Source organism: Methylococcus mesophilus (genome assembly GCF_026247885.1).
Classification (GTDB): Bacteria; Pseudomonadota; Gammaproteobacteria; order Methylococcales; family Methylococcaceae; genus Methylococcus; species Methylococcus mesophilus.
Genome location: NZ_CP110921.1, coordinates 2,769,513 through 2,793,106, shown reverse-complemented (window position 1 = coordinate 2,793,106; position 23,594 = coordinate 2,769,513). Strand labels below are relative to the sequence as shown.

The window sequence follows — 23,594 nt, the reverse complement described above, 5'->3', positions numbered from 1 at the left end:
CCTCGATTCGGCCAGTCGTTACAGGGTCGGCGAAGTATACGGACGCGGTGGAACGATGGCAAACCGCGGCCTCCGCGCTTCGCGCGGGCGAATTCCCTCCCCGTAAAGCCTGCCTCAACCCCCGTTCATCAAGGCGGCGTGGGCCGCCGCCAGGCGGGCAACGGGCACCCGCGGGGCCGAACAGGAGACATAGCTGAGGCCGATGCCGTCGCAGAAGCGGATGGAGCCGGGATGCCCGCCGTGCTCGCCGCAGATGCCGATTTCGAGGTCCGGACGGACACTGCGCCCCTTTTCCACCGCCATCCGCATCAGAGCACCGACACCGGCGAAGTCGAGCACTTCGAACGGGTTGTCCTTGAGGATGCCGCCACCGATGTACTGCGGCAGAAACTTGTTTTCCGCATCCTCGCGCGAGAACGACCAGGTCGCCTGGGTCAGGTCGTTGGTGCCGAAGGAGAAGAATTCCGCGGTTCGCGCCAGTCCGTCGGCGCTGACGCAGGCGCGGACGGTTTCCACCATGCTGCCGAATTTGAAATGGAGCCGGACGCCGTGGCTGGCCTCGACTTCAGCCCGCAAGCGTTCGACCATCGCCTGGACGCATTCCAGTTCCGCGCCGTCGACGACCTGGGGCACCATGATTTCCGGGGCGGCTGCCACGCCTGCCTTGGCGCACTCGGCCGCGGCCTCTAACACGGCGCGGATCTGCATTTCGTAGATTTCGGGGAAGGTGACACCGAGCCGAACCCCGCGGTGCCCCAGCATCGGGTTGATCTCGTGGAGCTCCCGGACTTTGGCCAGCAGCCGCTCCTTGCGGACGATGACGGCTGCGACGGCGTCTTCGCCGACGCCGTCGGCATCGGCGGCACGACCGAGCGCGCTCAAGGCCGCCGCCCGCCCTTTGGCGACCAATCTGTATTCCCTCAGCGCCTGGATCTCATCCGTCAGCGAATGCTCGCCGGGGAGGAATTCGTGGATGGGCGGGTCCAGCAGGCGGACGGTGACGGGATGCGGCGCCATGAGGGTGAAGATCGCCTGGAAATCGCCGCGCTGCATCGGCAGCAGCTTGTCCAGCGCGGCCTTGCGCTCCTCGGTGCCGGGGGCCAGGATCATTTCCACTACCACTGGCAGCCGGTCGCTGGCGTTGAACATGCGTTCGGTGCGGCACAGACCGATGCCCACGGCGCCGTACTCGCGCGCCTCTTTCGCCGCCTCCGGCGTATCGGCGTTGGCCATCACCTTAAGATGGGCTGCCGCATCGGCCCAGGACAGCAGAGTCTTGAGGTGCTCGGAAAAGGTCGGCGCGATGGTGGGAATCTCGCCCAGGTAGACGTTGCCGGTGCTGCCGTCGATGGTGATGATGTCACCCTCGCGCAGCGTGACATCCCCCACCGTTGCCAGCCGCGCCCGGCTGTCCACCCTGATGCCCTCGGCGCCGGCGACGCAGGCCTTGCCCATGCCGCGGGCGACCACGGCGGCATGCGAAGTCTTGCCGCCGCGGCTGGTGAGGATGCCCTGGGAGGCGAAGAAGCCGTGGATGTCTTCCGGCTTGGTCTCCTCGCGCACCAGGATGACCTTTTCGCCGGCCCGCCCCAGCAGCTCGGCCTGGTCCGCGTCGAACACGCACCGGCCGCTGGCCGCACCGGGCGAGGCCGGCAGCCCTTGGGCCAGGGGCACGGGCTTGTGGGAGGTGTCGAGGCAGGGATGGAGCAGCTGTTCCAGATGGCTCGGATTGACCCGCAGCAGGGCCTGCTCCCGTGTGATCAAACTCTCCGTACACATTTCCACCGAGGTGCGCACCATCGCCTGCGCGTTCATCTTGCCGTTGCGAGTCTGCAGGCAGTACAGCACGCCTTTTTCGATGGTGTACTCGTAGTCCTGCACCTCGTGGTAATGGCCTTCGAGCTTGTCGCGCAGCTCCACCAGCTGGGCGTAAAGCTCCGGCATCTCGCTCGCCATCTCGTGCACGGGTTTCGGCGTGCGGATGCCGGCGACCACGTCCTCGCCCTGGGCGTTGACGAGGTACTCGCCGAACATTTCGTTCTCGCCGGTGCCGGGGTTGCGGGTGAAGCCGACCCCGGTGGCGGAATCATCGCCCATGTTGCCGAACACCATGGTCACCACGTTCACCGCCGTGCCGTTGGCCTGGTCGGGCGTGATGCGGAATTCGCGGCGGTAATCCACCGCGCGTTTCCCCATCCAGGAGCCGAACACCGCCCGGATCGCGATTTCGAGCTGCTCGTAGACGTCCTCGGGGAAAGGCTTGCCGGTATGGCGGCGCACGACGGCGAGGAAGCGTTCGCCGATGTCGGCGAGGTGGGCGGCACTCAGGCCGATGTCGGCGGCAACCCCGGCTTGATGCTTGACGGTTTCGAACTCGGCGTCGAACAGGTCGTCGGGAACCCCCAGGGCCACCTTGCCGAACAGCTGGATGAACCGTCGGTAGGCATCGTAGCCGAAGCGCTCGTTGCCGGTCTGCCGGATCAGCCCCTGGAGGGTGTCGTGATTGAGGCCGAGGTTGAGGACGGTATCCATCATCCCCGGCATGGACAGGGCGGAACCGGAACGCACCGAGACCAGCAGGGGATTGCCGGGATCGCCGAAGCGCTTGCCGGTCGCCTGTTCGAGCCGGGCCATGTGGCCTCTTACCTCGTCCATCAGCCCTTCCGGCAGGGTCTTGCCGGCCTGGTATTCGAGGCAGGCATCCGTGGTGATGACGAAGCCCGGCGGCACGTTGAGCCCGATCTGCGTCATCTCGCAGAGGTTGGCGCCCTTGCCGCCGAGCAGGCGCTTGTTCTTGCCGTCGCCTTCGGCAAAGGCATAGACACGCTTCTTCATCGTCATGATGGATCTCCTCGAACTATCGCGTTCGCGGCTTGCCGCCGCAGGATCAGGGCCGGGTGCGGCCCAGTTGTTGCGCGCTCAGCCGTTCCAGCAGGCGCAACTGAGCCAGAGCCTTGAGCAATTCCAGATAGGCGCGGTCACGCTCGCTGGGAATCCGGTTCTCGCGGAGCATGCGCTCTGCGCCGCGCTTGGCCTCCAAGGCGGCCTCGCGGTCGATCTCTTCGGAACGGAGCACCTGGTCGGCCAGAATGCTGACATCCCAGTGCTGGACTTCCATGTAGCCGCCCGACAGATAGTAGTACAGATCTTCGCCGCTCTCGGTCCTAAGCCTGATCTCGCCGGGCCGAAGCCGGGTCAGGAACGGCGTATGCCGGGGCAGAACGCCGACCTCACCATCTGCCGCCGGAGCGACGACGCGGCTGCAGCGCCCGGAAAATATCTCTCGACAAACGTCGACGATCTCGACTCGGAGCAGACGGGAGGGGGCCTGTCCGTCCGCCAGGTTCATGTGGCTTCCCGCTGGTGGAGGTCGAAGATTTCGAAGCCGAACTGCTGCGCCGCGACGAGTACGGTCGGCGTGGCGTTGCCCGGCGGCAGATGATCGGTGTTGAGCACGAGATCGAAATTGATGGCGTGTTCCAGCGAGCATTCATCATACAGGTCGCTGAACAGCGTCTGGACCGACTTGTGCCGCTTGTTGTTGGTCTCGAACACCAGGCGCTCGGCCTCGGCCTGGCCGATGCCCAGTTCCGCAGCGACGCGCTCGCCGCAGACCGGCCGCGACCCGACCACGCGCAGGCGGAACACCTTGCGGCCGGCAAGGATCAGGTGGGCGCCGCGGCCGACGATGATGCAGTCGTTCTTCGCCAGATCGGTCACCACCTCGATCAGCGCCCGCCGGTAATCGTGGCGCGTGGCCGCCGTGCCGAACACCAGGTTGTAGAGCAGGTCGCTGATCCGCTCGGCGCTGTCTTCGTCATGATGCTCGAGGTGGATCTTGTCGATCCGGGTCTTCTTGGCAACCCGGTCGAGGACCTCCTTGTCGTAGATCGGCAGATCCAGCAAGCGGGCCAGCTCCGCGACCAGCGCTTCGCCGCCGGCGCCGAAATCGCGGGACAGGGTGATGATGAGGGGCTCGGCGCGCTTGCGGGGCTGGCGCCGGTGGTGTTCGGCCTTGAAGTCCTTGGCCAGGAGCGATTCGAGAAACTTGAGCGTATCGGAACTGGTCATGTGCACCTTCCGTTGTCGCGCGAGCCGGCGCTTCGGAACAGCCGGGCCATATTTGAATTGTGGTGGCTTTTCCACAGGCTGTCGATGCACAGTTGGATGACAGCCCACAGAGCCTTGCTGGTCAACCGCTTGCCAAGTCCCTCAATCGGCTGGCCAACAGTGAAGCGGCCTGGCCGCGATGGCTCAGGCGGTTTTTGTCTTCCGGTGAGAGTTCGGCAGCCGACAGGCCGGTTTCCGGTACGATGAACACGGGGTCGTAGCCGAAGCCGCCTTCCCCGCGGCAGGCCTCGCCGATCCGGCCTTCCCAGCACCCTTCCGCCACGACGGGATCGGCATCCCCCGCGTCGCGGACGAACACCATGACGCAGCGGAAGCGCGCACTGCGGCGCCCGGCCTCGACGCCGCTCAAAGCGGCCAAAAGTTTATCGATGTTGTCGCCGTCGGAGGCCGAGAGGCCGGCATAGCGCGCCGAATAGACGCCGGGCGCGCCGTCCAGCGCATCGACTTCGAGTCCCGAATCGTCGGCGATGGCCGGCAGGCCGCTGAGCGTGGCCGCGTGCCACGCCTTGATCAGGGCATTTTCGAGGAAGCTGGAGCCGGTTTCCTCAGCGTCCGGAATCCCCAAGGCCCCTTGGGCGACGATCTCGAAACCGAGCGGTGAGAGTAGGACCTGGAGTTCGCGGATTTTGCCCGCGTTGTTGCTGGCGAGGACGAGCTTTCCCGACATGGGATGTCTAGCGTGCGATACCGCAGCTCTCCAGCGCTTCCTGCTGGTGCAGTAGGAGATCGGCAATGCCGCTCTCGGCCAGGCGAAGCATGGCGTCCAGTTCGTCGCGGCGGAACGCGTGGCCTTCGGCCGTGCCCTGGATTTCGATGAAGGCACCGGCGTCGTTCATGACCACGTTCATGTCGGTTTCGGCGTCGCAGTCCTCGGCGTAGTCCAGGTCGAGGACGGGAACCCCCTGGCAGATGCCGACCGAGACCGAAGCGATCTGGCCGTGCACCGGATTGGTCTTGATCTTGCGATTCTTCAGCAGCCGCTGCACGGCCAGCACCAGAGCGACGTAGCCGCCGGTGATCGAGGCGGTGCGGGTACCGCCATCGGCCTGGATGACGTCGCAGTCGATGGTGACGGTGCGCTCGCCCAGGGCTTCCAGGTTCAGCGCGGCGCGCAGGGAGCGGCCGATCAGGCGCTGGATCTCCATGGTCCGCCCGCCCTGTTTGCCGCGAGCGGCCTCGCGGCCCGTACGTTCGTGGGTGGCGCGGGGAAGCATGCCGTACTCGGCGGTGATCCAACCGTTGCCCTTGCCCTTGAGGAAAGGCGGAACCCGCTCTTCCACGCTGGCGGTGCAGATGACGCGGGTATCGCCGAATTCGACGAGCACCGAGCCTTCGGCGTGTTTGGTGTAGTTGCAGGTGAAGGCGATACGCCGGAGTTGATCGGGACTGCGTCCGCTGGGTCTCATATGGGCTTGCTTATACGATGAAAAGCAGGTCAGTATACTCTAATTGTTGTTGTGGCGCCGAAGCGTTTTCACCATGAAATTCAAGCATATCCTGTATCTGATCGGCTTTGGCGTACTGGCCCTTGCGACCTATGCCGGCACCCGCCTGGAAAAGGCAGCGGCATCGCTCCCGGCCCGCGGTGGCGAAAGCGTCCTGCCGGGGCTCATCCATCCCGCTACCGTCGAGTTCGACGCGCTCGGCATTCCACGGGTGTACGCGGCGAACCGGGAAGACGCTATGCGCGTGCTGGGCTATCTGCACGCGCGCGACCGGTTGTTCCAGATGGACCTGATGCGGCGCAAGAGCGCAGGCCGGCTGGCCGAAATCTTCGGCGAACAGGCCCTGGCCCACGACCGGGCGCAGCGCGTTTATGCCTTCGAGCGTGCCGCGGCGGCCATCGTCGCGGCCTTGCCCGAATCCCAGCGGCGGGTGCTCGAGGCTTACGTCGCAGGCGTCAACGCCCGCATGGCCGAACAGACCGTCCCGCCACCGGAAATGCTGGTCCTCGGCTACGTGCCGGCACCTTGGCGAACCGCGGACAGCCTGCTGGTCGGCCTCAACATGTTCCAAACCCTCAACGGCCATCCAGAGGAGGAGCGCATGCTCAGCGTGATGGCCGAAACTTTGCCGCCGGAAGTCGTGGCGTTCCTGACACCGGACGTCGACGCCTATACCTCGGTCATCGCCGGGGGCAACGGATCGCGTCGTCCCGCACAGCCGGTCCCTGCGACCGCGCTGGCCAAACTGCTGGGTGAGGCCCGGCCGCTGAAGCTGGGCGCCAGGGTGGACGCCGAGGCGCTGGCCGCCGGCTCCAACAACTGGGCCGTGGCCGGCAGCCGGACCCGGGACGGTAGGGCGATCGTCGCCAACGACATGCATCTGAACCTGGGCGTGCCCAACATCTGGTACCGGGCCGAACTGCGCTATGGCGAGGCCGTGATGAGCGGCGTGACCCTTCCCGGCCTGCCGCTGCTGGTAGCGGGAAGCAACGGCCGGATCGCCTGGGGCTTCACCAACGTCGACGCGGACGTGCTCGACCTGGTGAGGCTGGAAATGCACGCATCCGAGCCCGACCGCTACCGCACGCCCGAAGGCTGGGCGACGCTGGACACGCGTACCGAAACCGTGCGCGTGAAGGACGGCGCGGATCAGACGCTGGCGCTGAAATCCAGCCGCTGGGGACCGGTCGTGACCGAGCCGCTGCTGGGCCAACCGGTGGCGCTGCGCTGGACCGCGCTCGAGGCCCAAGGGGTCGATCTCGGATTGCTGGACATGGACGGCGCCGGCGACCTGGAATCGGCCATCGCCATCATGAACCGCACCGGAAGCCCGCCCCAGAACGTGGTTCTCGCCGACCGGACAGGGCGTATCGCCTGGACCCTGACCGGCCACTTTCCGCTGCGGCGCGGTTTCGATGGTTCGGTGAGCCGGAGCTGGAGCGACGGCAGCACCGCCTGGGACGGCTTCGTCCCGCCCGAACGGTTGCCGCGGGTCGTCGATCCCGCCTCGGGGTTCCTGGCCACGGCCAACAACCGCACGGTGGGGCGCGATTACCCCTATGTCCTTGGCCACAACTATTCCAACAGCTACCGCGCCTACCGCATCGGCGAAAGCCTGAAGAATGCGCAGGCGCTGACCGAGCCCGAGCTGTTTGGTTTGCAGTTGGATACCCGCAGCGAATTCTTCGAGTTCTACCGCGACCTGGTCCTGGCATTGACGGCGGACACCGGCGACCCGGCGCTGGCCGACGCCCGCCGGGCGGTGGAAACCTGGGACGGCCGGATGGAGGCGGACAGCCGCGGGATCGCGCTGCTGGTCCGCTACCGCCGTAATCTCGCCCGCACGATATTCTCCCGCCTCCTGGCTCAGTGCAACCAGGCCGATCCCGGCTTCGTCTATGCCTGGCGCGAAGCAGAGACGCCGCTGCGCGCGCTGATTGCCTCGCGCCTGCCGCACACCGTCCCGGATCGGAGCGGGTCCTGGGAAGACTTTCTGCGCGGCGTCCTCAGGCAAAGCGTGAACGAACTCAAGGAGGAATTCGGCGTTGCCGAACTCAAGGATCTGCCCTGGGGCCGGGTCAACCGGGTGGAGGTCCGGCATCCGTTCAGCGAGAACCTGCCCCTGGTGTCGGCGCTGCTGGACATGCCGCCGGTAGACGGTGCAGGCTGTGGCGGCTATTGCGTTCGCGTGCTGACGCCCAATCAAGGCGCCAGCGAACGGCTGGTGGTCTCGCCCGGTCATCATGGCGACGGCATCCTGCACATGCCGGCCGGGCAGTCGGGCCATCCGTTTTCACCGCACTACCGCGATCAGCAAAATGCCTGGGCCGCCGGCCGGCCCCTGCCGTTCGAGCCGGGCCCGGCGCAGGAGAAGCTACGGCTAAGGCCGGCGCCGTGACGCCTCGCCGTCCGGGGGTTTTACCCGATCCTCCGCTCGGCATAGCATGCGGGGCTTTGAACGGAGATTAAGGAGACACCATGATCCGCAGCATGACGGCTTTCGGAGCCGCGCAAGGGACAGTCGATAACTGGCGGGTGAGCTGGGACCTGCGCGCCGTCAATCACCGCTATCTCGACCTCGGCCTGCGCCTGCCGGATCCGCTGCGCGGCCTGGAGCTGGAGGTGCGCAACAGGATCGGCGAGTCGTTCAAACGGGGCAGGGTAGACTGCACCCTGGCCTGGAAGCCTTTGAATCAGGAAGCCGGCGCGACACGCGTCAATCCGGAACTGGTGCGCGGCCTGCTCGATGCACTGCAAGACATCGAGGCGCTGGCAGACAGGAGCTGGGCCAGCTTCAGTCCCATCGAACTGCTGCGGTGGCCGGGCGTGATGCAGGAGAGCGAGCCGGACATCCCCTCGCTGGGACCCGGTATTCTCGCCCTGCTGGACCAAGCCATGGCCGAGGCCTTGGCATTCCGGGAACGCGAAGGCACCCAGATCGCCACCTTGCTGGACAACCGCTGTGCCGACATCCAGAACGCAGTCCGAGCGGTGCAGGCGCGCCTGCCGACGGTTCTGGTGGGACTCAGGGAAAAGCTGATGGCCCGTCTGGCCGAGGTGATGGCCACCCCCGACGCCTCCCGCCTCGAGCAGGAGTTGGTCTACCTCGCGCAGAAGATGGACGTCGCCGAAGAATTGGACCGGCTGACCGCGCATACCACCGAAATGCGACACATCCTTACCCAGCGTGAGCCTGCGGGACGCCGTCTCGACTTCCTGCTGCAGGAAATGAACCGCGAGGCCAATACGCTGGCGTCCAAGTCGGCCGACCTCGAAACCACCCGCGCCGCCGTGGACATCAAGGTACTGATCGAGCAGATGCGCGAACAGGTCCAGAACGTGGAGTGATCAGTCCGCCTGGCAGGGCCGGGAACCCCATAACCATTCACCGTCCCGCATTGCTGCGCTCCGGCCGATCCGCGCGGAACGCCCCTGGTGTATCGCCGAAGCGCCGCCGGAACAGTCGGTTGAAATAGGTGAAATCGCTGAATCCCGTGGCGAACGCGATTTCGCCGATGCGCAGACGGGCACATCCCGGATCCTCCAGCATGCGCTTCGCCCGCTCCAGACGCAGGCGGTTGACCGTTTCAGTGAAACTTTCCCCGCTCTCCGCCATCAGCCGGTGCAAATAGCTTTCGGAAATCCCCAGCGCAGCCGCAGCCGATTTCACCGAAAGGCGCTCGTCCCGGTAGTGCTGTTCCAGATATCTCAACAATGCCGTTCGCCGCGCTGCGCGCAGTCCTCCCTGCTCGGCCCGGTATTCCGAATCGCTCCCGGGCTCGAGCACTAGGGCGATGAGATCCAGCACATGCTCACCGGCGAGTTCGCTCAGGTCGGGGCACTGCAAGGCCGCGCCATTGCCTGATATGAGGTCCAGATACTGCACCAGAAGTTTCAACGGCTCACGGCCGGAACAGACTTCGGCCAGATGGCGCTCAGCGCGTGGGACACGCTGCAACAATCCCTTCCTGGGCAAGTGCAGACAGTAGCCTTGATAGCGGTCGGTCCCCGATTTCGACAAGGTGGAAACGATGCCGGGCTGATCACTGGCCAACAGGGCGCCGCTCAGTCCGCCCATATCCGCCTGGCGTCCTGCCTGAAGGATACGTGAACCGCCGCGGAGACTAAGGTGGAACCCGAAATCGTCAGAGTCATGTGCCCGGATCAATTCGGGCGTGCGGATGTAATCCGCTGCGCTCAACTCATTTCGCCCGACACCCACCGCACCGAGACGCACAAAGCGGCAGCGGGCAAAAAATGGACCGGGGTCGGTATGCACGATATCGAGACCCCACATCTTTGAGCAGAACACTTCCCGCCACATCTCGAAACGATCGCGTTCGGCGAATGCGGCGGAGTCAAACGACAGTTCGGTCTTCACGGGTGAAGCCTCCAAAAGCGAACAGAACTCTCAGGCGGTCCGAAGCTCCGCGCCTCGAACGGTCTGAATTGACCGCGGACATTAGCTGGAAGATGCCAACTTTGAGGAAGGACACCGGATTCTCAAGTACGTCCTAGCTGTGAAGTAAAGAATAGTCCTATTCGAATACGTTATTGTCCAAGAACTAAAGCGAATGATTTGGTAGTGTTGTTAAAAATGGATGCTAGAGGCAGGTTTTACGCTCTACATCGCCGCGCCTCCCCGCCACATGCGAAATGCATCATCAACACACCTAACTCATGCCCAGAAAAAGAGCGCTTGCGACAATGGACACCGAACAGCAGAGCCAGCCACCGGTTAAGAAAGCAGAAGGCAGAGCCGTCGAGCGGTACGGCCATCGGCGTCGGCAACGCGGCGCCCCTACGATGTTCCCGATCATCAGGGAGTACATTCGGGACCAGCACGGCAAGGTCCGGTTCGAACGGCTGCGGCAGGCGGAAAACCATCTGCTACGATTCATCGAAATCCTTGGCGACAGGCCGCTCGCGGAATACCGCAGTTCCGACGTCGCCGCATTCTCAAAAGAACTTTCAGAGAGGCGCCGTCTCTCCGCTTCCACGGTAAACGGCCACCTGAGCTCCCTGTCCGCCCTGTTCAACTGGGCGCTTGGCCAGGAGCGTTATGCACTCGCGGAGAATCCTTGCAGCGGTTGCAAGTTACCGACTGGCACCGTGGTTGCGGAGCAACGCCAACAGCCGGCGGATAAGCCGTTCACCCAGGAACAGTTGCGGGCGTTTTTCGAAGGTGAAGAAACTGTCGCCGATTTCGATACACCCTATAAGTACTGGGTTCCCTTGATTCAACTGCACACGGGGGCGCGGATCGGCGAAATCTGCCAGCTTGAACCCAGGGACATTGCTCTGCTCGAAAACCGGATCCCGGCCTTTCGGTTCGTGGCGTCGACCGCTCGCGGGAAGTCCGAACGCATGGTGCCTGTGCATCCCAAACTGATCGACCTGGGCTTGCTGGCATACGTCGAAGGCGTCTCCGGCCTGGACACTTTGTGGCCCGGCTTGATCATTCCGCGACTGGGCAGCAAAGGACAAAATGTGGGAATGTGGCTGAGCAGACACCTGGAAAGACACGGCCTGAAACGGAGCGGCCGGCGGACCGAAGCTTTCCGCTCGACCTTTCAACACTACTTGAGATTGGCAGGTGTGCCGGAACTTCATATCAATGCCTTGCTCGGACACATGGAACGGAAGAGCCCCGGCACGACAAGAAAGCCTTTGTGGGCGACCCATCCGGAGGTTCTGCTGAATTCTCTCGCTACGCTGGATTATGGCATCAAGTTCAGCGCGTACGTCGGCCCGGCTTCCCCCAAGCACAAGCCTTGAGCAGAGCCGCCCCGGCTTCCTGCATTACACGTCCAGGTTTGCCACTTGCAGCGCGTTCCGCTCGATGAAATCGCGCCGCGGCTCCACCTGGTCTCCCATCAAGGTGGTGAACACCTCGTCGGCCGCGATGACGTCCTCTATACGGACCTGCAAAAGGCGACGGGTGTTGGCATCCAGCGTCGTTTCCCAAAGCTGCTCCGGGTTCATCTCCCCCAATCCCTTGTAGCGTTGGATGTGCTGTCCCCTCTTGGCTTCGGTCAGCATCCAGTCGAATGATTCCTTGAACGAACGCACCGGCCGGCGTTCGTTGTCGAAGCAAATCGCACTGGCATCGCCGAACAAGCCGGCCACGCTCCTGCCGAAAGCGCTCAGCAACGCAAAGTCGTTGCCACCGAAGAACCCCGCCCCGACCTCAATGGTCCGCTCAACCCCGTGCAGACGGCGGGTCACCTGCACGGTAAAGTCTCCCAGAGCAGCCGCGGGCTGCACCGAGACGATATAGCGCGCAGGTCCTTCCGCATTCAGGGTTCGCTCGATCTCCGCGAACCAGTCGCGGCAGCGGTCGGAGTCGCCGAACTCTGCGGCGGAGAGGGGAGGATGCACCGTCAGGGCCTCGAGGAACGCCTCGTCGTAACGGTGGGCAAGCCGGTCGATCAGCTTTCTGGCATGCAAATATTCATGCGCAAGCTTCTCCAGGCCTTGTCCCTGGATGGGTGGAGCTTCCTCGTTGACGACGAGCCGCGCCTTATCTATGGCGAGTTGCAGCAGATATTCGTTGAGTTCGGCGTCGTCCTTGACATAGTGCTCCTGGCGCCCCTTCTTGACCTTGTATAGCGGCGGCTGCGCAATGTACACGTGGCCGCGGTCGACCAGTTCCGGCATCTGGCGGTAGAAAAAAGTCAGGAGGAGGGTACGGATGTGCGAACCGTCGACGTCGGCATCCGTCATGATGATGATGCGGTGATAGCGCAACTTGTCCGGGTTGTATTCCTCCCGGCCGATCCCGCAGCCCAATGCGGTAATGAGGGTCCCAACCTCTTCCGAGGAGAGCATTTTGTCGAACCGCGCCCGCTCGACGTTCAGGATCTTGCCCTTGAGCGGGAGTATGGCCTGGCTGCGCCGGTCCCGTCCCTGCTTGGCGGAACCGCCGGCGGAATCGCCCTCGACGATGAACAGCTCGGAAAGCGCAGGATCCTTCTCTTGGCAGTCCGCCAGCTTGCCGGGCAGGCCGGCGATATCCAGCGCCGACTTGCGGCGCGTCATTTCTCTGGCCTTCCGGGCCGCCTCCCGGGCGCGGGCTGCGTCGACAACCTTGTTGGCGATGGTTCGGGCAATCGACGGGTTCTCCAGCAGGAAGTCGTTAAGCTTCTCCGCCATGACCGACTCGACCACGGACTTCACTTCGGATGAAACCAGCTTTTCCTTGGTCTGGGAGGAAAACTTGGGGTCGGGCACCTTCACCGACAGGACGGCGGTCAATCCTTCGCGCGCATCGTCGCCCACCGTGGCGACTTTCTGCTTCTTCAGCAGCCCCTGCTCTTCGATGTACTGGTTCACGGTGCGGGTGAGGGCCGCCCGGAAACCGGCCAGGTGAGTTCCGCCGTCGCGCTGGGGGATGTTGTTGGTATAGCAGAAGACGTTTTCCTGGTAGGAATCGTTCCATTGCATAGCGATCTCGACGCCGACGCCGTCCCGGTCGGCCTCAAGGTGAAATACCCGGTCAAAGAGCGGCGTCTTGTTCTTGTTCAAGTGTTCCACGAAAGCCCTGATCCCGCCCTCGAACTCGAACACCTCGCTCTTCCCGTTGCGCTTGTCCTCCAGCTCGATTCGCACGCCGGAGTTGAGAAAGGAGAGCTCCCTCAGACGCTTGGCGAGAATCTCATAGTGGAATTCGATGTTGGAAAAGATCCGGGGGCTAGGCTTGAACCGCACGGTCGTGCCCGTCGTGTCGGCCTGGCCCACTTCGGCCAGGGGCGCCTGGGGCTCCCCGTCCCGGTACTCCTGCCTGTAGCGCTTACCGCCCCGGCAGATGTCCAACCAAAGCCGCTCGGACAGGGCGTTGACCACCGATACGCCCACCCCATGCAAACCACCCGAGACCTTGTAGGCGTTGTCGTCGAACTTGCCCCCTGCGTGGAGCACCGTCATGATCACTTCGGCCGCCGAGCGCCCCTCTTCGGGATGGATATCGACAGGAATGCCGCGGCCATCGTCGGAAACCGTAACCGACTCGTCCTCATGCACCGCCACGCAGATGCGCTTGCAGTAGCCTGCCATGGCTTCGTCGATCGAGTTGTCCACGACCTCGAACACCATATGATGCAGCCCCGTGCCATCGTCGGTATCGCCGATGTACATGCCCGGACGCTTGCGTACCGCATCGAGCCCTTTGAGAATCTTAATGTGGGAACTGTCGTATTGGTTAGGCTTGGTAGTCATTCGATCGAGTCATTTAGCGTGAAAGTCGCTCAACCTTGTTCGCTCTCTCCCTTTGGGAGACGGCGGGATGAGGGAAACGATCATGGCGAGCAATTGCTTTCTTCAGCGAGGGAAGCTGATCGCCATGGTCACTTAGTTTCTTATTCGTCGGCCAGGACGCGGCCTTGTTCCACGTGGAACATTCTGGCGGCCTGGCCAAACGCCACTGCCTCCTGGCCGGCACCGGAATAAGTGACAAAGGACTGGACGCCGGTCGATTTCAACAAGCACAGCAGCCGCTCCTGGTTGCGGGGGTCCAGCTCGGAAGCTATGTCATCGACCAACAGACAGACCCGGCCCGGCCGATCTTCTTCCAGCCAACCTGCCTGCGCCAGCAAAAGCGCGTAAGTCAGGAGCTTCAACTGCCCCCGCGACAAATAGTCCTTGGCGGGGCGCCCTCCGACCAGTACCGTCAAATCCGCCTTGTGCGGACCCGGTTCCGTGTAACCCTGGCGCCGATCCGTCGCGACGGATGCCGCAAGAGCATCGGCATACGACCACCCAGCCCTCCACCCCGGCCGAAAGACCAGTTCGGCACCTATCGGGCCGAGCAGAGCAGACACCATCTCCGCGACGTGTGCCCGAATCCTGTCGACGTAGGCCGACCGCAATTCAGCAATCATTGTACCCCATCGCGCGACCTCTCCCGACCATGTCTCAAGATTCGAGGCCGAGGCATCCCCCCTGAGCACCGCGTTGCGCTGATCGAGAGCCCTGGAAAAGCGCCGCAGCAGATCGAGATAGTCGTGTTCCACGTGGAACACCCCCCAATCGAGCATCTGCCTCCTCAATCGAGGCTGGCCGTCGAGCAGCGCGACGCTGGAGGGCTGGACCAAGACCACGGGGAAAAGCCGGATCAACTGCGCGCTGGAGTCACAGCCCCGCCCATCCACCCGGACTTCCCTTTCGCTACGCCCGAGGCGAACGCCCACGCTGGTGCCCGCACCGGGTCGTCCGACTCGGCCGGAAACGGTAAGAAACGCCTGATCGAACCGGATGACGCGATGAGGCTGGGGAGAGCGAAACGACTTGCCCCTGCTGAGAAGATAAATCGCCTCGAGCACCGAGGTCTTGCCGCTGCCGTTAGCTCCGAACAGCAGATTGAGCCCCTCGCCGGGACTCAGGCTTGCGGATTCAATATTGCGGACATCGGCAATGTCAATTTTCAACAGTGCCATGCTGTCCCAGCGGCATCAACTCCGCTGCTCTTCGAGTCCGGACATTCCAGCATCAAAGGCGCATCGGCATCACGACGAAGCGATGCCTGGAATCCGACATATCCTCGATCAAGCAGCTGCCATTGGCGTCAGTAAATGACATGCGCACCGAATCCGAAGCCACCGCGTTGATCGCGTCGAGCAGATAGGTCGCATTGAAACCCACCGAGAACATCTCACCCGCGACCTCCGCCGGCACCTCATCCTCCGCCTCCTCGTGCTCCGGATTCTGCGCCCTGAGCCTGACGACTCCTTCCCCGACCTCAAGGCTGACACCCTTGAACTTCTCATTGGATAGCACGGCCACCCGGGTCAGCGCGCTGCGCAGATCGGAACGGTCGGCCACGACAACACGCGACGCCACCTTCGGGATCACGCGTTCATAATCGGGATAACGTCCTTCGACCAGCTTCGCCGCGAAACTGAACGCGCCGAGGACGACCCTTACGTTGTTCGCCGATATCTGCACGCTGGCCGACTCCTCGACGTGAGCCAATAGACGCCCCAGCTCGAGAACGCCCTTTCGGGGCATGATGATCTGCCGGGCGACATCCGGCATCCCCTCGACAGATTCCTCGAACAACGCCAGCCGATGGCCGTCTGACGCGACGGTACGGATCTGACCCTGCCGGATTTCCAGGAGCAGGCCATTGAGATAGTAGCGCACGTCCTGCTGCGCCATGGCGAAAGCGGTCTTCTCGATGGCCCGCCGCAGCAACTGCGCTTCACAACTGAACGCCGCCTCCGGATCACCATGCTCGAAGTTGGGATAGTTCTCCGCCGGCAACGCGCCCAAAACGAACCGACTCTTGCCACATTGCAGTGATACCCGCTCCGGCTTCACCTCGAAGGCCAGCCCGCTCCCTTCCGGCAGGAGCCTGCAGATGTCCATCAACTTGCGCGCGGGCACGGTGAAACGCCCCGACTCCGGCCCGTCGATCTCCGTGCGAGCAACGAGCTGAACCTCCAGATCGGTCCCGGTGAACTCCACGCGTCCGGCATCCACCTCGATCAGCACGTTCGCAAGAATCGGCAAAGTCTGTCGCCGCTCGATGACGCCAATGACCTGTTGCAAAGGCAATAACAAATCTTCCCGCAAGATACGGAATTTCATGGCTCAGGCCCTTATCGAAAGAAACGGCGCGTTCAGTTGGACAGGATGCGCAGAAGATTGGAAAAGTCCTCCATGAATCTGGCATCGCTCTCCTTGAGCTCCTGCACTTTCCGGCAGGCATGCAGCACCGTGGTGTGGTCCCGCCCGCCGAACATCTGGCCGATCTCCGGCAGGCTATGGCTGGTCAACTCCTTGGACAAGGCCATGGCGATCTGGCGCGGCCGGGTCAGCGAGCGCGTACGCTTGTTCGACAGCAGATCGGCTTGGCGGATCTTGAAATACTCCGCCACGGTCTTCTGGATATTTTCCACGTTGATCATCCTGTCCTGCAGCGCAATCAGATCGCGCAAAGCCTCCTTGGCGAACTCCAGCGTAATCGGACGACCGGTGAATTGCGCGTTGGCGAGGACGCGGCGGAGCGCCCCTTCCAATTCGCGGATGTTGGAACGGATGCGCTTACCGATGAAAAAAGCGACCTCCGGCGACAAGTCGATCCCGGACTGCTGCGCCTTGCTCATGAGAATGGCAACGCGGGTTTCCAGATCGGGCGGCTCGATAGCCACCGGCAGCCCCCATCCGAACCGGGACTTGAGTCGTTCTTCCAGCCCCTTGATCTCTTTCGGATAACGGTCGCAGGTCAGCACCACCTGGTGCTTGTTTTCCAGCAGCGTATTGAAGGTGTGGAAGAACTCCTCCTGCGAGCGCTCCTTGCCGGCAAAAAACTGGATATCGTCGATCAGGAGGGCATCGACGGTGCGGTAAAACTCCTTGAATGCATTGATCGCGTTATGCTGCAACGCCTTGACCATATCCGAGACGAAGCGCTCGGAATGCAGATAAACGATGTTGGCGGCCGGATTGCCGCGGAGAATTTCATTGCCGATAGCGTGCATCAGATGGGTCTTGCCGAGGCCGACGCCGCCATAAATGAACAGCGGATTGTAGGCGCGTCCGACGTTCTGAGCCACCTGCAGCGATGCCGCCTTGGCCAACTGGTTGGACTTGCCTTCGACGAAATTGCCGAACGTAAAGGCGCTGTTGAGGTTGTTCGGTACCTGCTTGCGCGCCGGGCCCACTTTCTTGAGCGGGCTCGCGGGCCGGACCTGGGCCGCCTCTGCGGCGCGCGAACCGATCTCCAGCACCACGCTATGGACGGCGTCGAGGTTTTGCTCGGACACAACTTCCTCGATCTTTCCGATGAAGTGCTGCTTCACCCAGTCGAGAACGAACCGGTTCGGCGCCAGGAGACGCAGCTCGGCCCCGTCCTCCACGGCTTGCAACGGCCTGATCCAGGTGTTGAACTGCTGGGGAGGAAGTTCGCCTTCAAGCTTGCTGATGCAGTGACTCCAGAGCATGCTCATCGGGGGATGTCCTCGGAAAACTGGTGGGCCGGGCTGACCCGGAAGGGGGGAGCCCATTCTACCGGAAAATGAACCCGCGCCCAGATTCTTGACTGCGAGCGCGCCACATCTTATAGTTGCGCTCTTTTTCTTTTTGCCGCCCCGGCATCGAGCAGGACAGATCATGAAAAGAACTTATCAACCGAGCAAGATCAAGCGCGTGCGCACCCACGGCTTCCGCGCCCGCATGAAGACCCGCGGCGGCCGCGCCGTCCTCAGCGCCCGGCGCGCGAAAGGGCGCAAAAAGCTTTCGGTCTGATGGAACGGCCCGTTCCCAGCCAAGGGTACGGGTTTCCCAGATCCCACCGATTGGCCAGCCCCGTAGACTTCCGTTTCGTTTTCGAAGACGCCTGCCGCTCCTCGGATTCATGGCTCACGGTGCTGGCTCGCCCCAACAGCCGAGCCCATGCGCGCTTAGGCTTGGCGCTCTCCCGGAAACAGATTCGGAAGGCCGTCGATCGCAACCGGATCAAGCGGCTGGTTCGCGAATCATTCCGTCTTCGCCAAGCGGAGCTCGGCGCCCTTGATTATGTCGTCATGGCCCGCACACCGGCAACCGCCGTGAATTCCGCCGTTCTGCTGCGCGCCCTGGAAAAACATTGGCTCAGACTGACCCGACGATGCAGCGGCTCCTCATCGCCTTGATCCGGCTCTACCAATACCTGCTGAGCCCCTGGATCGGCCACCACTGCCGGTTCTTCCCCACCTGCTCGAATTATGCCATAGACGCCATCGAGCGCTTTGGCGCGATGCGCGGGGCATACCTTACAATACGGCGGCTCCTGAAATGCCACCCCTGGCATCACGGCGGCATCGATCCGGTCCCGGAAAAATTTGGAAAACAATAATGGATAACCTACGGTTTGTGCTCTTTGTCTTTTTCATATTCCTGAGCTTCCTGCTGTGGCAGCAATGGCAGATCGACTATGGCCCGAAGCCCCAAGCCGTGGCCCAGACCGAAAACGCCACCCCCGGTGCATCGGCGGGCGATCTGCCGCTACGGCCGAACGAGGACGTGACCGGGACGGCCGCGCACACCGAATCGCCGACCCAGGAGGGCAGCCGCCGCATTCAGGTCCGCACCGACGTCCTCAACCTGGAAATCGACACCCTCGGCGGTGACCTGCGCCAGCTCGACCTGCTGAACTACCCTGTCAGCAAGGACCAGCCGGATCGGCCCGTCCGGCTGCTCACCGATCAGGGCGACACCTTCATCGCCCAGAGCGGCTTCATCGGCTCCGCCCAGCAGGTGCCCACCCATCACAGCATCTGGAACGCCGACGCCGGCGAATACCGCCTGCAGGATGGCCAGGACGTCCTGCGCATCCCCCTCACCTGGACCGACGGCCAGGGCGTCACGGTGACCAAGACCTACATCCTCCACCGCGGCAGTTATCTGATCGACATGGAGCAGACGATCGACAACCGCTCGGGCTCGAACTGGACGGGCCGCCAGTACATGCAGCTGCAGCGCAAGGAACCGACCAGCGCACAGGAGGACTCGCAATTCATCCGCACCTACACCGGCGGCGTCCTGCACACGGCGGACAAGAGCTACGAGAAGATCGCCTTCAAGGACATGGCGGACGGCAACCTGGACGTGAAGTCCCGCCAGGGTTGGATCGCGATGATCCAGCATTATTTCCTCGCCGCCTGGGTTCCGCCCGGCGAAGACGAGTCGACCTTCTATACCAAGGCCCTGACCGACCGGGTTTTCGTGATCGGCGCCTACTCGCCCCAGGCAGACGTTCCGGCCGGGGGCAGCCGGAGCCTCAAAGCCCGACTATTCGCCGGCCCCAAGCTGCAGCACGTGCTGGAAGGCATCGCGCCCGGCCTGGAGCTGACCGCGGACTTCGGCATTCTCACCGTCATCGCCAAACCCATCTATTGGCTGCTGGAAACCTTCCACGGCTATTTCAACAACTGGGGCTGGGCCATCATTTTCGTGACACTGGTCATCAAGGCGCTGTTCTTCAAGCTCTCCGAAACCAGCTACCGCTCCATGGCCAACATGCGTAAGCTGCAGCCCAAGCTGGTGGAGTTGAAGGAACGCTACGGCGAAGACCGCCAGCGCTACAACCAGGCGATGATGGAACTCTACCGCAAGGAGAAGGTCAACCCGCTCGGCGGCTGCCTCCCGATCCTGGTTCAGATCCCGGTATTCATTTCGCTGTACTGGGTGCTGGTCGAAAGCGTGGACCTGCGCCAGGCTCCGTTCCTGCTCTGGCTGGACGATCTTTCCTCCAAAGACCCGTACTTCGTCCTGCCACTGATCATGGGTGTCTCCATGTTCATCCAGCAGCGCCTGAACCCTCCGCCGACCGACCCGATCCAGGCCCGCGTGATGCAGTTCTTCCCGCTGATCTTCACGGTGTTCTTCCTGTTCTTCCCGTCGGGACTGGTGCTGTACTGGGTGGTCAACAACATTCTGTCGATCGTCCAGCAGTGGTACATCACCCGCCAGATCGAGAAAACGGCTGCTGCCAGAGCCTGATCCCCGACCGGCGATGGCTGCTCCCGAGCGCGACACCATCGCCGCGATCGCCACGCCGCCCGGAAAGGGCGGCGTGGGCATCGTCCGCATTTCCGGCAGCGATCTCAGCCCGATCCTCGGCGCCATACTCAGCCGCCCGCCGCGCCCCCGTTACGCCGAATTCCGCCGCTTCCTGGACGCCGACGGCCGCGCCATCGACAGCGGCATCGCATTGTATTTTCCCGCGCCCCGCTCGTTCACCGGGGAACACATCCTCGAGCTGCACGGCCACGGCGGCCCCGTAGTCCTGGATCTCCTGCTGCGGCGTACGCTGCAGCTGGGATGCCGGCTCGCCCGCCCGGGGGAGTTTTCCGAACGCGCCTACCTGAACGGAAAGCTGGACCTCGCCCAGGCCGAGGCCATCGCCGACCTGATCGACAGCGGCACGGAGGAAGCCGCCCGCTCCGCGCAGCGCTCGCTTCAGGGCGAATTTTCAGCTCACATCCACCGTCTGCAGGAACGCCTCGTCCGCCTCCGCACCCACGTCGAAGCCGCCATCGACTTCAGCGGCGAAGACATCGACCTGCTGGATGACGCCGCGCTCGGCGAGGGCCTCGCCGGACTGCTGGACGAACTCGACACCATCGACACCAAGGCGCACCAAGGCGCGCTGCTGCGCGAGGGTCTCACGGCGGTGATCGCAGGACGCCCCAACGCCGGCAAGTCCAGCCTACTCAATGCGCTATCCGGCCGCGACCTGGCGATCGTGACCGAAATTCCGGGCACCACCCGAGACATCCTCCGCGAATCGCTGCAGGTCGGTGGTCTTCCCCTGCACGTCGTCGACACGGCAGGACTTCGCGACAGCGAGGAGCCGATCGAACGGGAAGGCATCCGGCGCGCCAGGGAAGCGCTCACAAACGCCGACTGCATCCTGCTGGTCATAGACGCCCGCGACCCCGAGGCCGTCGGCGAACTGCTGGCGGGCCTGCCGGAAGCCATCCCGCTCATCCGCGTCCTCAACAAGATAGACCTGACCGGCACGCCGGCATCGATGACTATCGATCGGGAAACCACTGTCGTCCACCTTTCGGCCCGCACAGGGGAGGGCATTGATCTGCTGAGACAAGAACTCGCCCGCCGCGCGGGCTATGAACGAGGAACTGAAGGCGTGTTCAGTGCCCGCCGCCGACACCTGGACGCCATTCAAAGAGCCCGCACTGCGTTAGTCAATGCCCGCCTTTACTTGGGTTCAAAGACCGTCGAACTCATGGCCGAAGAGCTCCATTCGGCCCAAAAGGCGCTGGGCGAAATCACAGGGGAGTTCACCAACGAGGACTTGCTGAGCCGGATATTCGCGAGTTTCTGTCTGGGAAAATAACATCGGTTCCGAGACGTTCCGCACAATTCCGCCAAACCCGAACCAGCCCGGCACTTTGCCGGATTCTTTTTTTCCTCTGTTGTCTGCTCAGTTCTGCCCAAATCCGCATAAATGTGTTCCCTTCGCTATTTTTCAGGGTGTTCAAGCGCCAAATTTCCATCGGTGTCAATCAGCGTCCGACCGCCGGCATACCGTCTCTCTTCGAAAGCGGAGATTGCGTCATCGGCAGTGCCGTTGCCGCAAGCAGACCGGCTGCTCCAGACCATCCCGGAAAGCACAGCCGCCATGCATATGGGTGAAAACACCGTTGCCCACCGATGTAGGGTGTGCGTGCGGTATGATCCCAAATTCTCTAATGCGAACTTAATGACCTGTCATGAACAAAATTGGCTTGTTTTTCGGCACGGAAACCGGCACCACACGGCTCGTGGCCAAGAAGATCCACAAGCTCCTTGGAGACGAATTGGCCGATAAGCCGGTGAACGTCAACCGAATCAGCCCTGATGAGATGTTGCGCTACGACTCACTCATTCTGGGCACTCCCAGCTACGGCGTCGCCGAAATTCCCGGACGCAGCGCCGGCTGCCTGGAACCCAACTGGGAGGAGTTTCTGGCTCAAATGGGAAACGCGGACCTGTCCGGCAAACGCATCGCGTTGTTTGGCCTGGGCGCGCAGGAACGCTACGCCGACCGTTTCGCCGGCTCCCTCATCCGTTTGTATCAGGCCTTAGCGGAGCGGGGGGCGGAAATCGTTGGAAGTTGGAGTACGGATGGGTATGTCTTCGAGCATTCCCCGTCGGTCGTCGGCGGCCGCTTTGTCGGCTTGGTGATCGACCAGCGCACCCAGGGCATGCTCACGGATCAGCGCATTGAGGCCTGGTTGGAACAGATCAAACCGCTTCTCCTGGAACGGACCGCCAAGGCTGCCTGATATCCGGCATCCGTCGCCATGGGTGAAGGGCCGTGCGGTGCGACGCCGCCCGTCATGGAAAGTGCGAGGGATACGGGCCTCGACGCCGCAGTACGAATTCAACGACTCGTAGTCCCGAGCGCCCGATCACCCGCTCCGTCTGACCAAGCCTCGCAACGCGAAAAGGACTCCGCTTCGAAGGTGAGCGGCGCGTATCGGGCTGGATTCGATTGGCGTCCGGTGGAGACACGACCAAGGGAGGCCGGACTTTGTTGAAACTCCCGGCCTCGGCTGCCACACGCTCAACATTCCACCACCCCGATAGCCGTCTCCTTGCCGGCGCCGAGAATCGCATTGAACGGCGCGACGAACCGCTGGGCCTCGCTCCGCACGAACTCCTCGAAAGCGGTTGCGGTCGCCGTCAAGCGTTTGCCCGCCCGATGCACGATGTACCACTGCCGCATGATTGGAAACGCTTCCACGTCCAGCACCACCACTCGGCGGTCGGCAAGCTCGCGCTCGACCGTGTGTATCGAAACCAGCCCCAGCCCCAGCCCGACCTCGACCCCTTGCTTGATTGCGCCATTGGTGTTCATTTCCATGCTCGCAACGATCCGCACGCCCCGTTCGGCGAAAAATCGCTCGACCGAGTTTCGGGTACCGGACCCCTGCTCGCGCATGAGAAACGTCTCATTGCGCAAGTCCTCCAGGCGTATGCCCTTTTCTCCGACGCGCGGATGATCCGCGGGCGCAATGATCACCAACGGATTGTCCATGAACGCTTCGGCCACCAAGTCCAGTTCTTCCGGCGGACGCCCCATCAGCACCGTATCCGCTTCGTTATCCTCGAGCATCTGCAGCAATCCCTTGCGGTTGGTCACCTTGAAATTCACCCGCACCTTCGGATAGCGCTTGCAGAAGTCCGCCAGCAGCCGGATGGCGAAATAATGCACCGTGCTCGCCACCGCGACGACCAGCCGCCCGCCTTCCATTCCCTTCAACTCGTCGATCAGTTGCTCCGCTTCGTCGAGCTGCAGCGAAATCTGCCGGCTCAAGCGATACAACTCCTCGCCTGCGCGGGTGAGGAAGATCTTCTTCCCCAAGCGCTCGAACAACGGCAGCCCTACGCTCTCCTCGAACTGTTTGATCTGCATCGATACGGCGGGCTGAGTCAGATAGAGCTCCTCCGCCGCCCGAGTGAAACTCAGCCGCCGCGCGACCCGCTCGAAGACCTTCAACTGCCGGAGAGTAATGTTCATGAATAATT

Annotated in this window: 20 protein-coding genes; 9 read left to right on the top strand and 11 right to left on the bottom strand. The window is 63.0% G+C overall.

Annotation, left to right across the window (positions count from 1 at the left end; all coding sequences use genetic code 11):
• Nucleotides 1-114: 114 nt before the first annotated feature.
• From ppdK to rph, 5 genes are all read right to left on the bottom strand, one after another.
• Nucleotides 115-2,841, bottom strand: a complete 2,727-nt coding sequence (ppdK, locus tag OOT43_RS13220) for a pyruvate, phosphate dikinase (RefSeq protein ID WP_266021048.1) — start codon at nt 2,839-2,841, stop codon at nt 115-117.
• A 46-nt stretch (nt 2,842-2,887) separates the two neighbouring features.
• Nucleotides 2,888-3,349, bottom strand: coding sequence for an ATP synthase F1 subunit epsilon (gene atpC / locus OOT43_RS13215; protein ID WP_266021047.1), 462 nt, complete (start codon nt 3,347-3,349; stop codon nt 2,888-2,890).
• A complete protein-coding gene (locus tag OOT43_RS13210) occupies nt 3,346-4,071 on the bottom strand; it encodes a cytidylate kinase-like family protein (RefSeq protein WP_266021046.1) in 726 nt (241 codons plus the stop codon). Before OOT43_RS13210 ends, atpC begins: the two co-directional genes overlap by 4 nt.
• 121 nt (nt 4,072-4,192) lie before the next feature.
• Nucleotides 4,193-4,798: an RdgB/HAM1 family non-canonical purine NTP pyrophosphatase gene (gene rdgB / locus OOT43_RS13205; RefSeq protein WP_266021045.1), complete on the bottom strand. Its 606-nt coding sequence runs from the start codon at nt 4,796-4,798 to the stop codon at nt 4,193-4,195.
• Between the two features lie 7 nt (nt 4,799-4,805).
• Entirely contained in the window at nt 4,806-5,537 is a 732-nt protein-coding gene (gene rph / locus OOT43_RS13200; RefSeq protein ID WP_266021044.1) for a ribonuclease PH, read from the bottom strand.
• Between the two features lie 73 nt (nt 5,538-5,610).
• Here rph and OOT43_RS13195 point away from each other — a divergent pair, with 73 nt between their 5' ends.
• On the top strand, nt 5,611-7,974 hold the full coding sequence (locus OOT43_RS13195) for a penicillin acylase family protein (protein WP_266021043.1): 2,364 nt from the start codon (nt 5,611-5,613) through the stop codon (nt 7,972-7,974).
• An 80-nt stretch (nt 7,975-8,054) separates the two neighbouring features.
• Complete coding sequence (locus OOT43_RS13190; RefSeq protein WP_266021042.1) at nt 8,055-8,924, top strand: YicC/YloC family endoribonuclease; 870 nt, start codon at nt 8,055-8,057, stop codon at nt 8,922-8,924.
• 37 nt (nt 8,925-8,961) lie between these two features.
• Here the strand turns inward: OOT43_RS13190 and OOT43_RS13185 are convergent, their stop codons facing one another.
• On the bottom strand, nt 8,962-9,957 hold the full coding sequence (locus OOT43_RS13185) for an AraC family transcriptional regulator (RefSeq protein ID WP_266021041.1): 996 nt from the start codon (nt 9,955-9,957) through the stop codon (nt 8,962-8,964).
• Between the two features lie 326 nt (nt 9,958-10,283).
• Here OOT43_RS13185 and OOT43_RS13180 point away from each other — a divergent pair, with 326 nt between their 5' ends.
• Nucleotides 10,284-11,354 (top strand): site-specific integrase, encoded by a 1,071-nt coding sequence (locus tag OOT43_RS13180; protein WP_266021040.1) that lies wholly within the window; start codon nt 10,284-10,286, stop codon nt 11,352-11,354.
• A gap of 24 nt (nt 11,355-11,378) precedes the next feature.
• Here OOT43_RS13180 and gyrB read toward each other — a convergent pair whose 3' ends face one another.
• The 4 genes from gyrB to dnaA all read right to left on the bottom strand — a co-directional run bounded on the left by gyrB (nt 11,379) and on the right by dnaA (nt 17,524).
• Nucleotides 11,379-13,793, bottom strand: coding sequence for a DNA topoisomerase (ATP-hydrolyzing) subunit B (gyrB, locus tag OOT43_RS13175; RefSeq protein ID WP_266021039.1), 2,415 nt, complete (start codon nt 13,791-13,793; stop codon nt 11,379-11,381).
• 140 nt (nt 13,794-13,933) lie between these two features.
• Complete coding sequence (gene recF, locus OOT43_RS13170; RefSeq protein ID WP_266021038.1) at nt 13,934-15,010, bottom strand: DNA replication/repair protein RecF; 1,077 nt, start codon at nt 15,008-15,010, stop codon at nt 13,934-13,936.
• 52 nt (nt 15,011-15,062) lie between these two features.
• Nucleotides 15,063-16,163: a DNA polymerase III subunit beta gene (gene dnaN / locus OOT43_RS13165; RefSeq protein ID WP_266021037.1), complete on the bottom strand. Its 1,101-nt coding sequence runs from the start codon at nt 16,161-16,163 to the stop codon at nt 15,063-15,065.
• Between the two features lie 32 nt (nt 16,164-16,195).
• Nucleotides 16,196-17,524 (bottom strand): chromosomal replication initiator protein DnaA, encoded by a 1,329-nt coding sequence (dnaA, locus tag OOT43_RS13160; RefSeq protein WP_266021036.1) that lies wholly within the window; start codon nt 17,522-17,524, stop codon nt 16,196-16,198.
• Between the two features lie 163 nt (nt 17,525-17,687).
• Between dnaA and rpmH the strand changes: the two genes are divergently transcribed.
• From rpmH to OOT43_RS13130, 6 genes are all read left to right on the top strand, one after another.
• Entirely contained in the window at nt 17,688-17,822 is a 135-nt protein-coding gene (gene rpmH / locus OOT43_RS13155) for a 50S ribosomal protein L34 (protein WP_169601783.1), read from the top strand.
• Nucleotides 17,822-18,208: a ribonuclease P protein component gene (rnpA, locus tag OOT43_RS13150; protein WP_266021035.1), complete on the top strand. Its 387-nt coding sequence runs from the start codon at nt 17,822-17,824 to the stop codon at nt 18,206-18,208. The genes rpmH and rnpA overlap by 1 nt, the downstream gene beginning before the upstream one ends.
• Complete coding sequence (gene yidD, locus OOT43_RS13145) at nt 18,184-18,411, top strand: membrane protein insertion efficiency factor YidD (RefSeq protein ID WP_266021034.1); 228 nt, start codon at nt 18,184-18,186, stop codon at nt 18,409-18,411. Before rnpA ends, yidD begins: the two co-directional genes overlap by 25 nt.
• Entirely contained in the window at nt 18,411-20,057 is a 1,647-nt protein-coding gene (yidC, locus tag OOT43_RS13140) for a membrane protein insertase YidC (protein WP_266021033.1), read from the top strand. Before yidD ends, yidC begins: the two co-directional genes overlap by 1 nt.
• A gap of 13 nt (nt 20,058-20,070) precedes the next feature.
• Nucleotides 20,071-21,417: a tRNA uridine-5-carboxymethylaminomethyl(34) synthesis GTPase MnmE gene (gene mnmE, locus OOT43_RS13135; protein WP_266021032.1), complete on the top strand. Its 1,347-nt coding sequence runs from the start codon at nt 20,071-20,073 to the stop codon at nt 21,415-21,417.
• Between the two features lie 376 nt (nt 21,418-21,793).
• Nucleotides 21,794-22,348, top strand: a complete 555-nt coding sequence (locus OOT43_RS13130) for a flavodoxin (RefSeq protein ID WP_266021031.1) — start codon at nt 21,794-21,796, stop codon at nt 22,346-22,348.
• Nucleotides 22,349-22,629: 281 nt separating this feature from the next.
• Here the strand turns inward: OOT43_RS13130 and OOT43_RS13125 are convergent, their stop codons facing one another.
• Nucleotides 22,630-23,586, bottom strand: coding sequence for a LysR family transcriptional regulator (locus OOT43_RS13125; RefSeq protein WP_266021030.1), 957 nt, complete (start codon nt 23,584-23,586; stop codon nt 22,630-22,632).
• Between the last annotated feature and the right edge of the window lie 8 nt (nt 23,587-23,594).

What these genes read in the sequence shown, in the direction of transcription:
- ppdK (WP_266021048.1), bottom strand. Translation starts at nt 2,841, where the DNA reads ATGACGATGAAGAAGCGTGTCTATGCCTTTGCCGAAGGCGACGGCAAG.
- atpC (WP_266021047.1), bottom strand. Translation starts at nt 3,349, where the DNA reads ATGAACCTGGCGGACGGACAGGCCCCCTCCCGTCTGCTCCGAGTCGAG.
- OOT43_RS13210 (WP_266021046.1), bottom strand. Translation starts at nt 4,071, where the DNA reads ATGACCAGTTCCGATACGCTCAAGTTTCTCGAATCGCTCCTGGCCAAG.
- rdgB (WP_266021045.1), bottom strand. Translation starts at nt 4,798, where the DNA reads ATGTCGGGAAAGCTCGTCCTCGCCAGCAACAACGCGGGCAAAATCCGC.
- rph (WP_266021044.1), bottom strand. Translation starts at nt 5,537, where the DNA reads ATGAGACCCAGCGGACGCAGTCCCGATCAACTCCGGCGTATCGCCTTC.
- OOT43_RS13195 (WP_266021043.1), top strand. Translation starts at nt 5,611, where the DNA reads ATGAAATTCAAGCATATCCTGTATCTGATCGGCTTTGGCGTACTGGCC.
- OOT43_RS13190 (WP_266021042.1), top strand. Translation starts at nt 8,055, where the DNA reads ATGATCCGCAGCATGACGGCTTTCGGAGCCGCGCAAGGGACAGTCGAT.
- OOT43_RS13180 (WP_266021040.1), top strand. Translation starts at nt 10,284, where the DNA reads ATGGACACCGAACAGCAGAGCCAGCCACCGGTTAAGAAAGCAGAAGGC.
- gyrB (WP_266021039.1), bottom strand. Translation starts at nt 13,793, where the DNA reads ATGACTACCAAGCCTAACCAATACGACAGTTCCCACATTAAGATTCTC.
- recF (WP_266021038.1), bottom strand. Translation starts at nt 15,010, where the DNA reads ATGGCACTGTTGAAAATTGACATTGCCGATGTCCGCAATATTGAATCC.
- dnaN (WP_266021037.1), bottom strand. Translation starts at nt 16,163, where the DNA reads ATGAAATTCCGTATCTTGCGGGAAGATTTGTTATTGCCTTTGCAACAG.
- dnaA (WP_266021036.1), bottom strand. Translation starts at nt 17,524, where the DNA reads ATGAGCATGCTCTGGAGTCACTGCATCAGCAAGCTTGAAGGCGAACTT.
- rpmH (WP_169601783.1), top strand. Translation starts at nt 17,688, where the DNA reads ATGAAAAGAACTTATCAACCGAGCAAGATCAAGCGCGTGCGCACCCAC.
- rnpA (WP_266021035.1), top strand. Translation starts at nt 17,822, where the DNA reads ATGGAACGGCCCGTTCCCAGCCAAGGGTACGGGTTTCCCAGATCCCAC.
- yidD (WP_266021034.1), top strand. Translation starts at nt 18,184, where the DNA reads ATGCAGCGGCTCCTCATCGCCTTGATCCGGCTCTACCAATACCTGCTG.
- yidC (WP_266021033.1), top strand. Translation starts at nt 18,411, where the DNA reads ATGGATAACCTACGGTTTGTGCTCTTTGTCTTTTTCATATTCCTGAGC.
- mnmE (WP_266021032.1), top strand. Translation starts at nt 20,071, where the DNA reads ATGGCTGCTCCCGAGCGCGACACCATCGCCGCGATCGCCACGCCGCCC.
- OOT43_RS13130 (WP_266021031.1), top strand. Translation starts at nt 21,794, where the DNA reads ATGAACAAAATTGGCTTGTTTTTCGGCACGGAAACCGGCACCACACGG.
- OOT43_RS13125 (WP_266021030.1), bottom strand. Translation starts at nt 23,586, where the DNA reads ATGAACATTACTCTCCGGCAGTTGAAGGTCTTCGAGCGGGTCGCGCGG.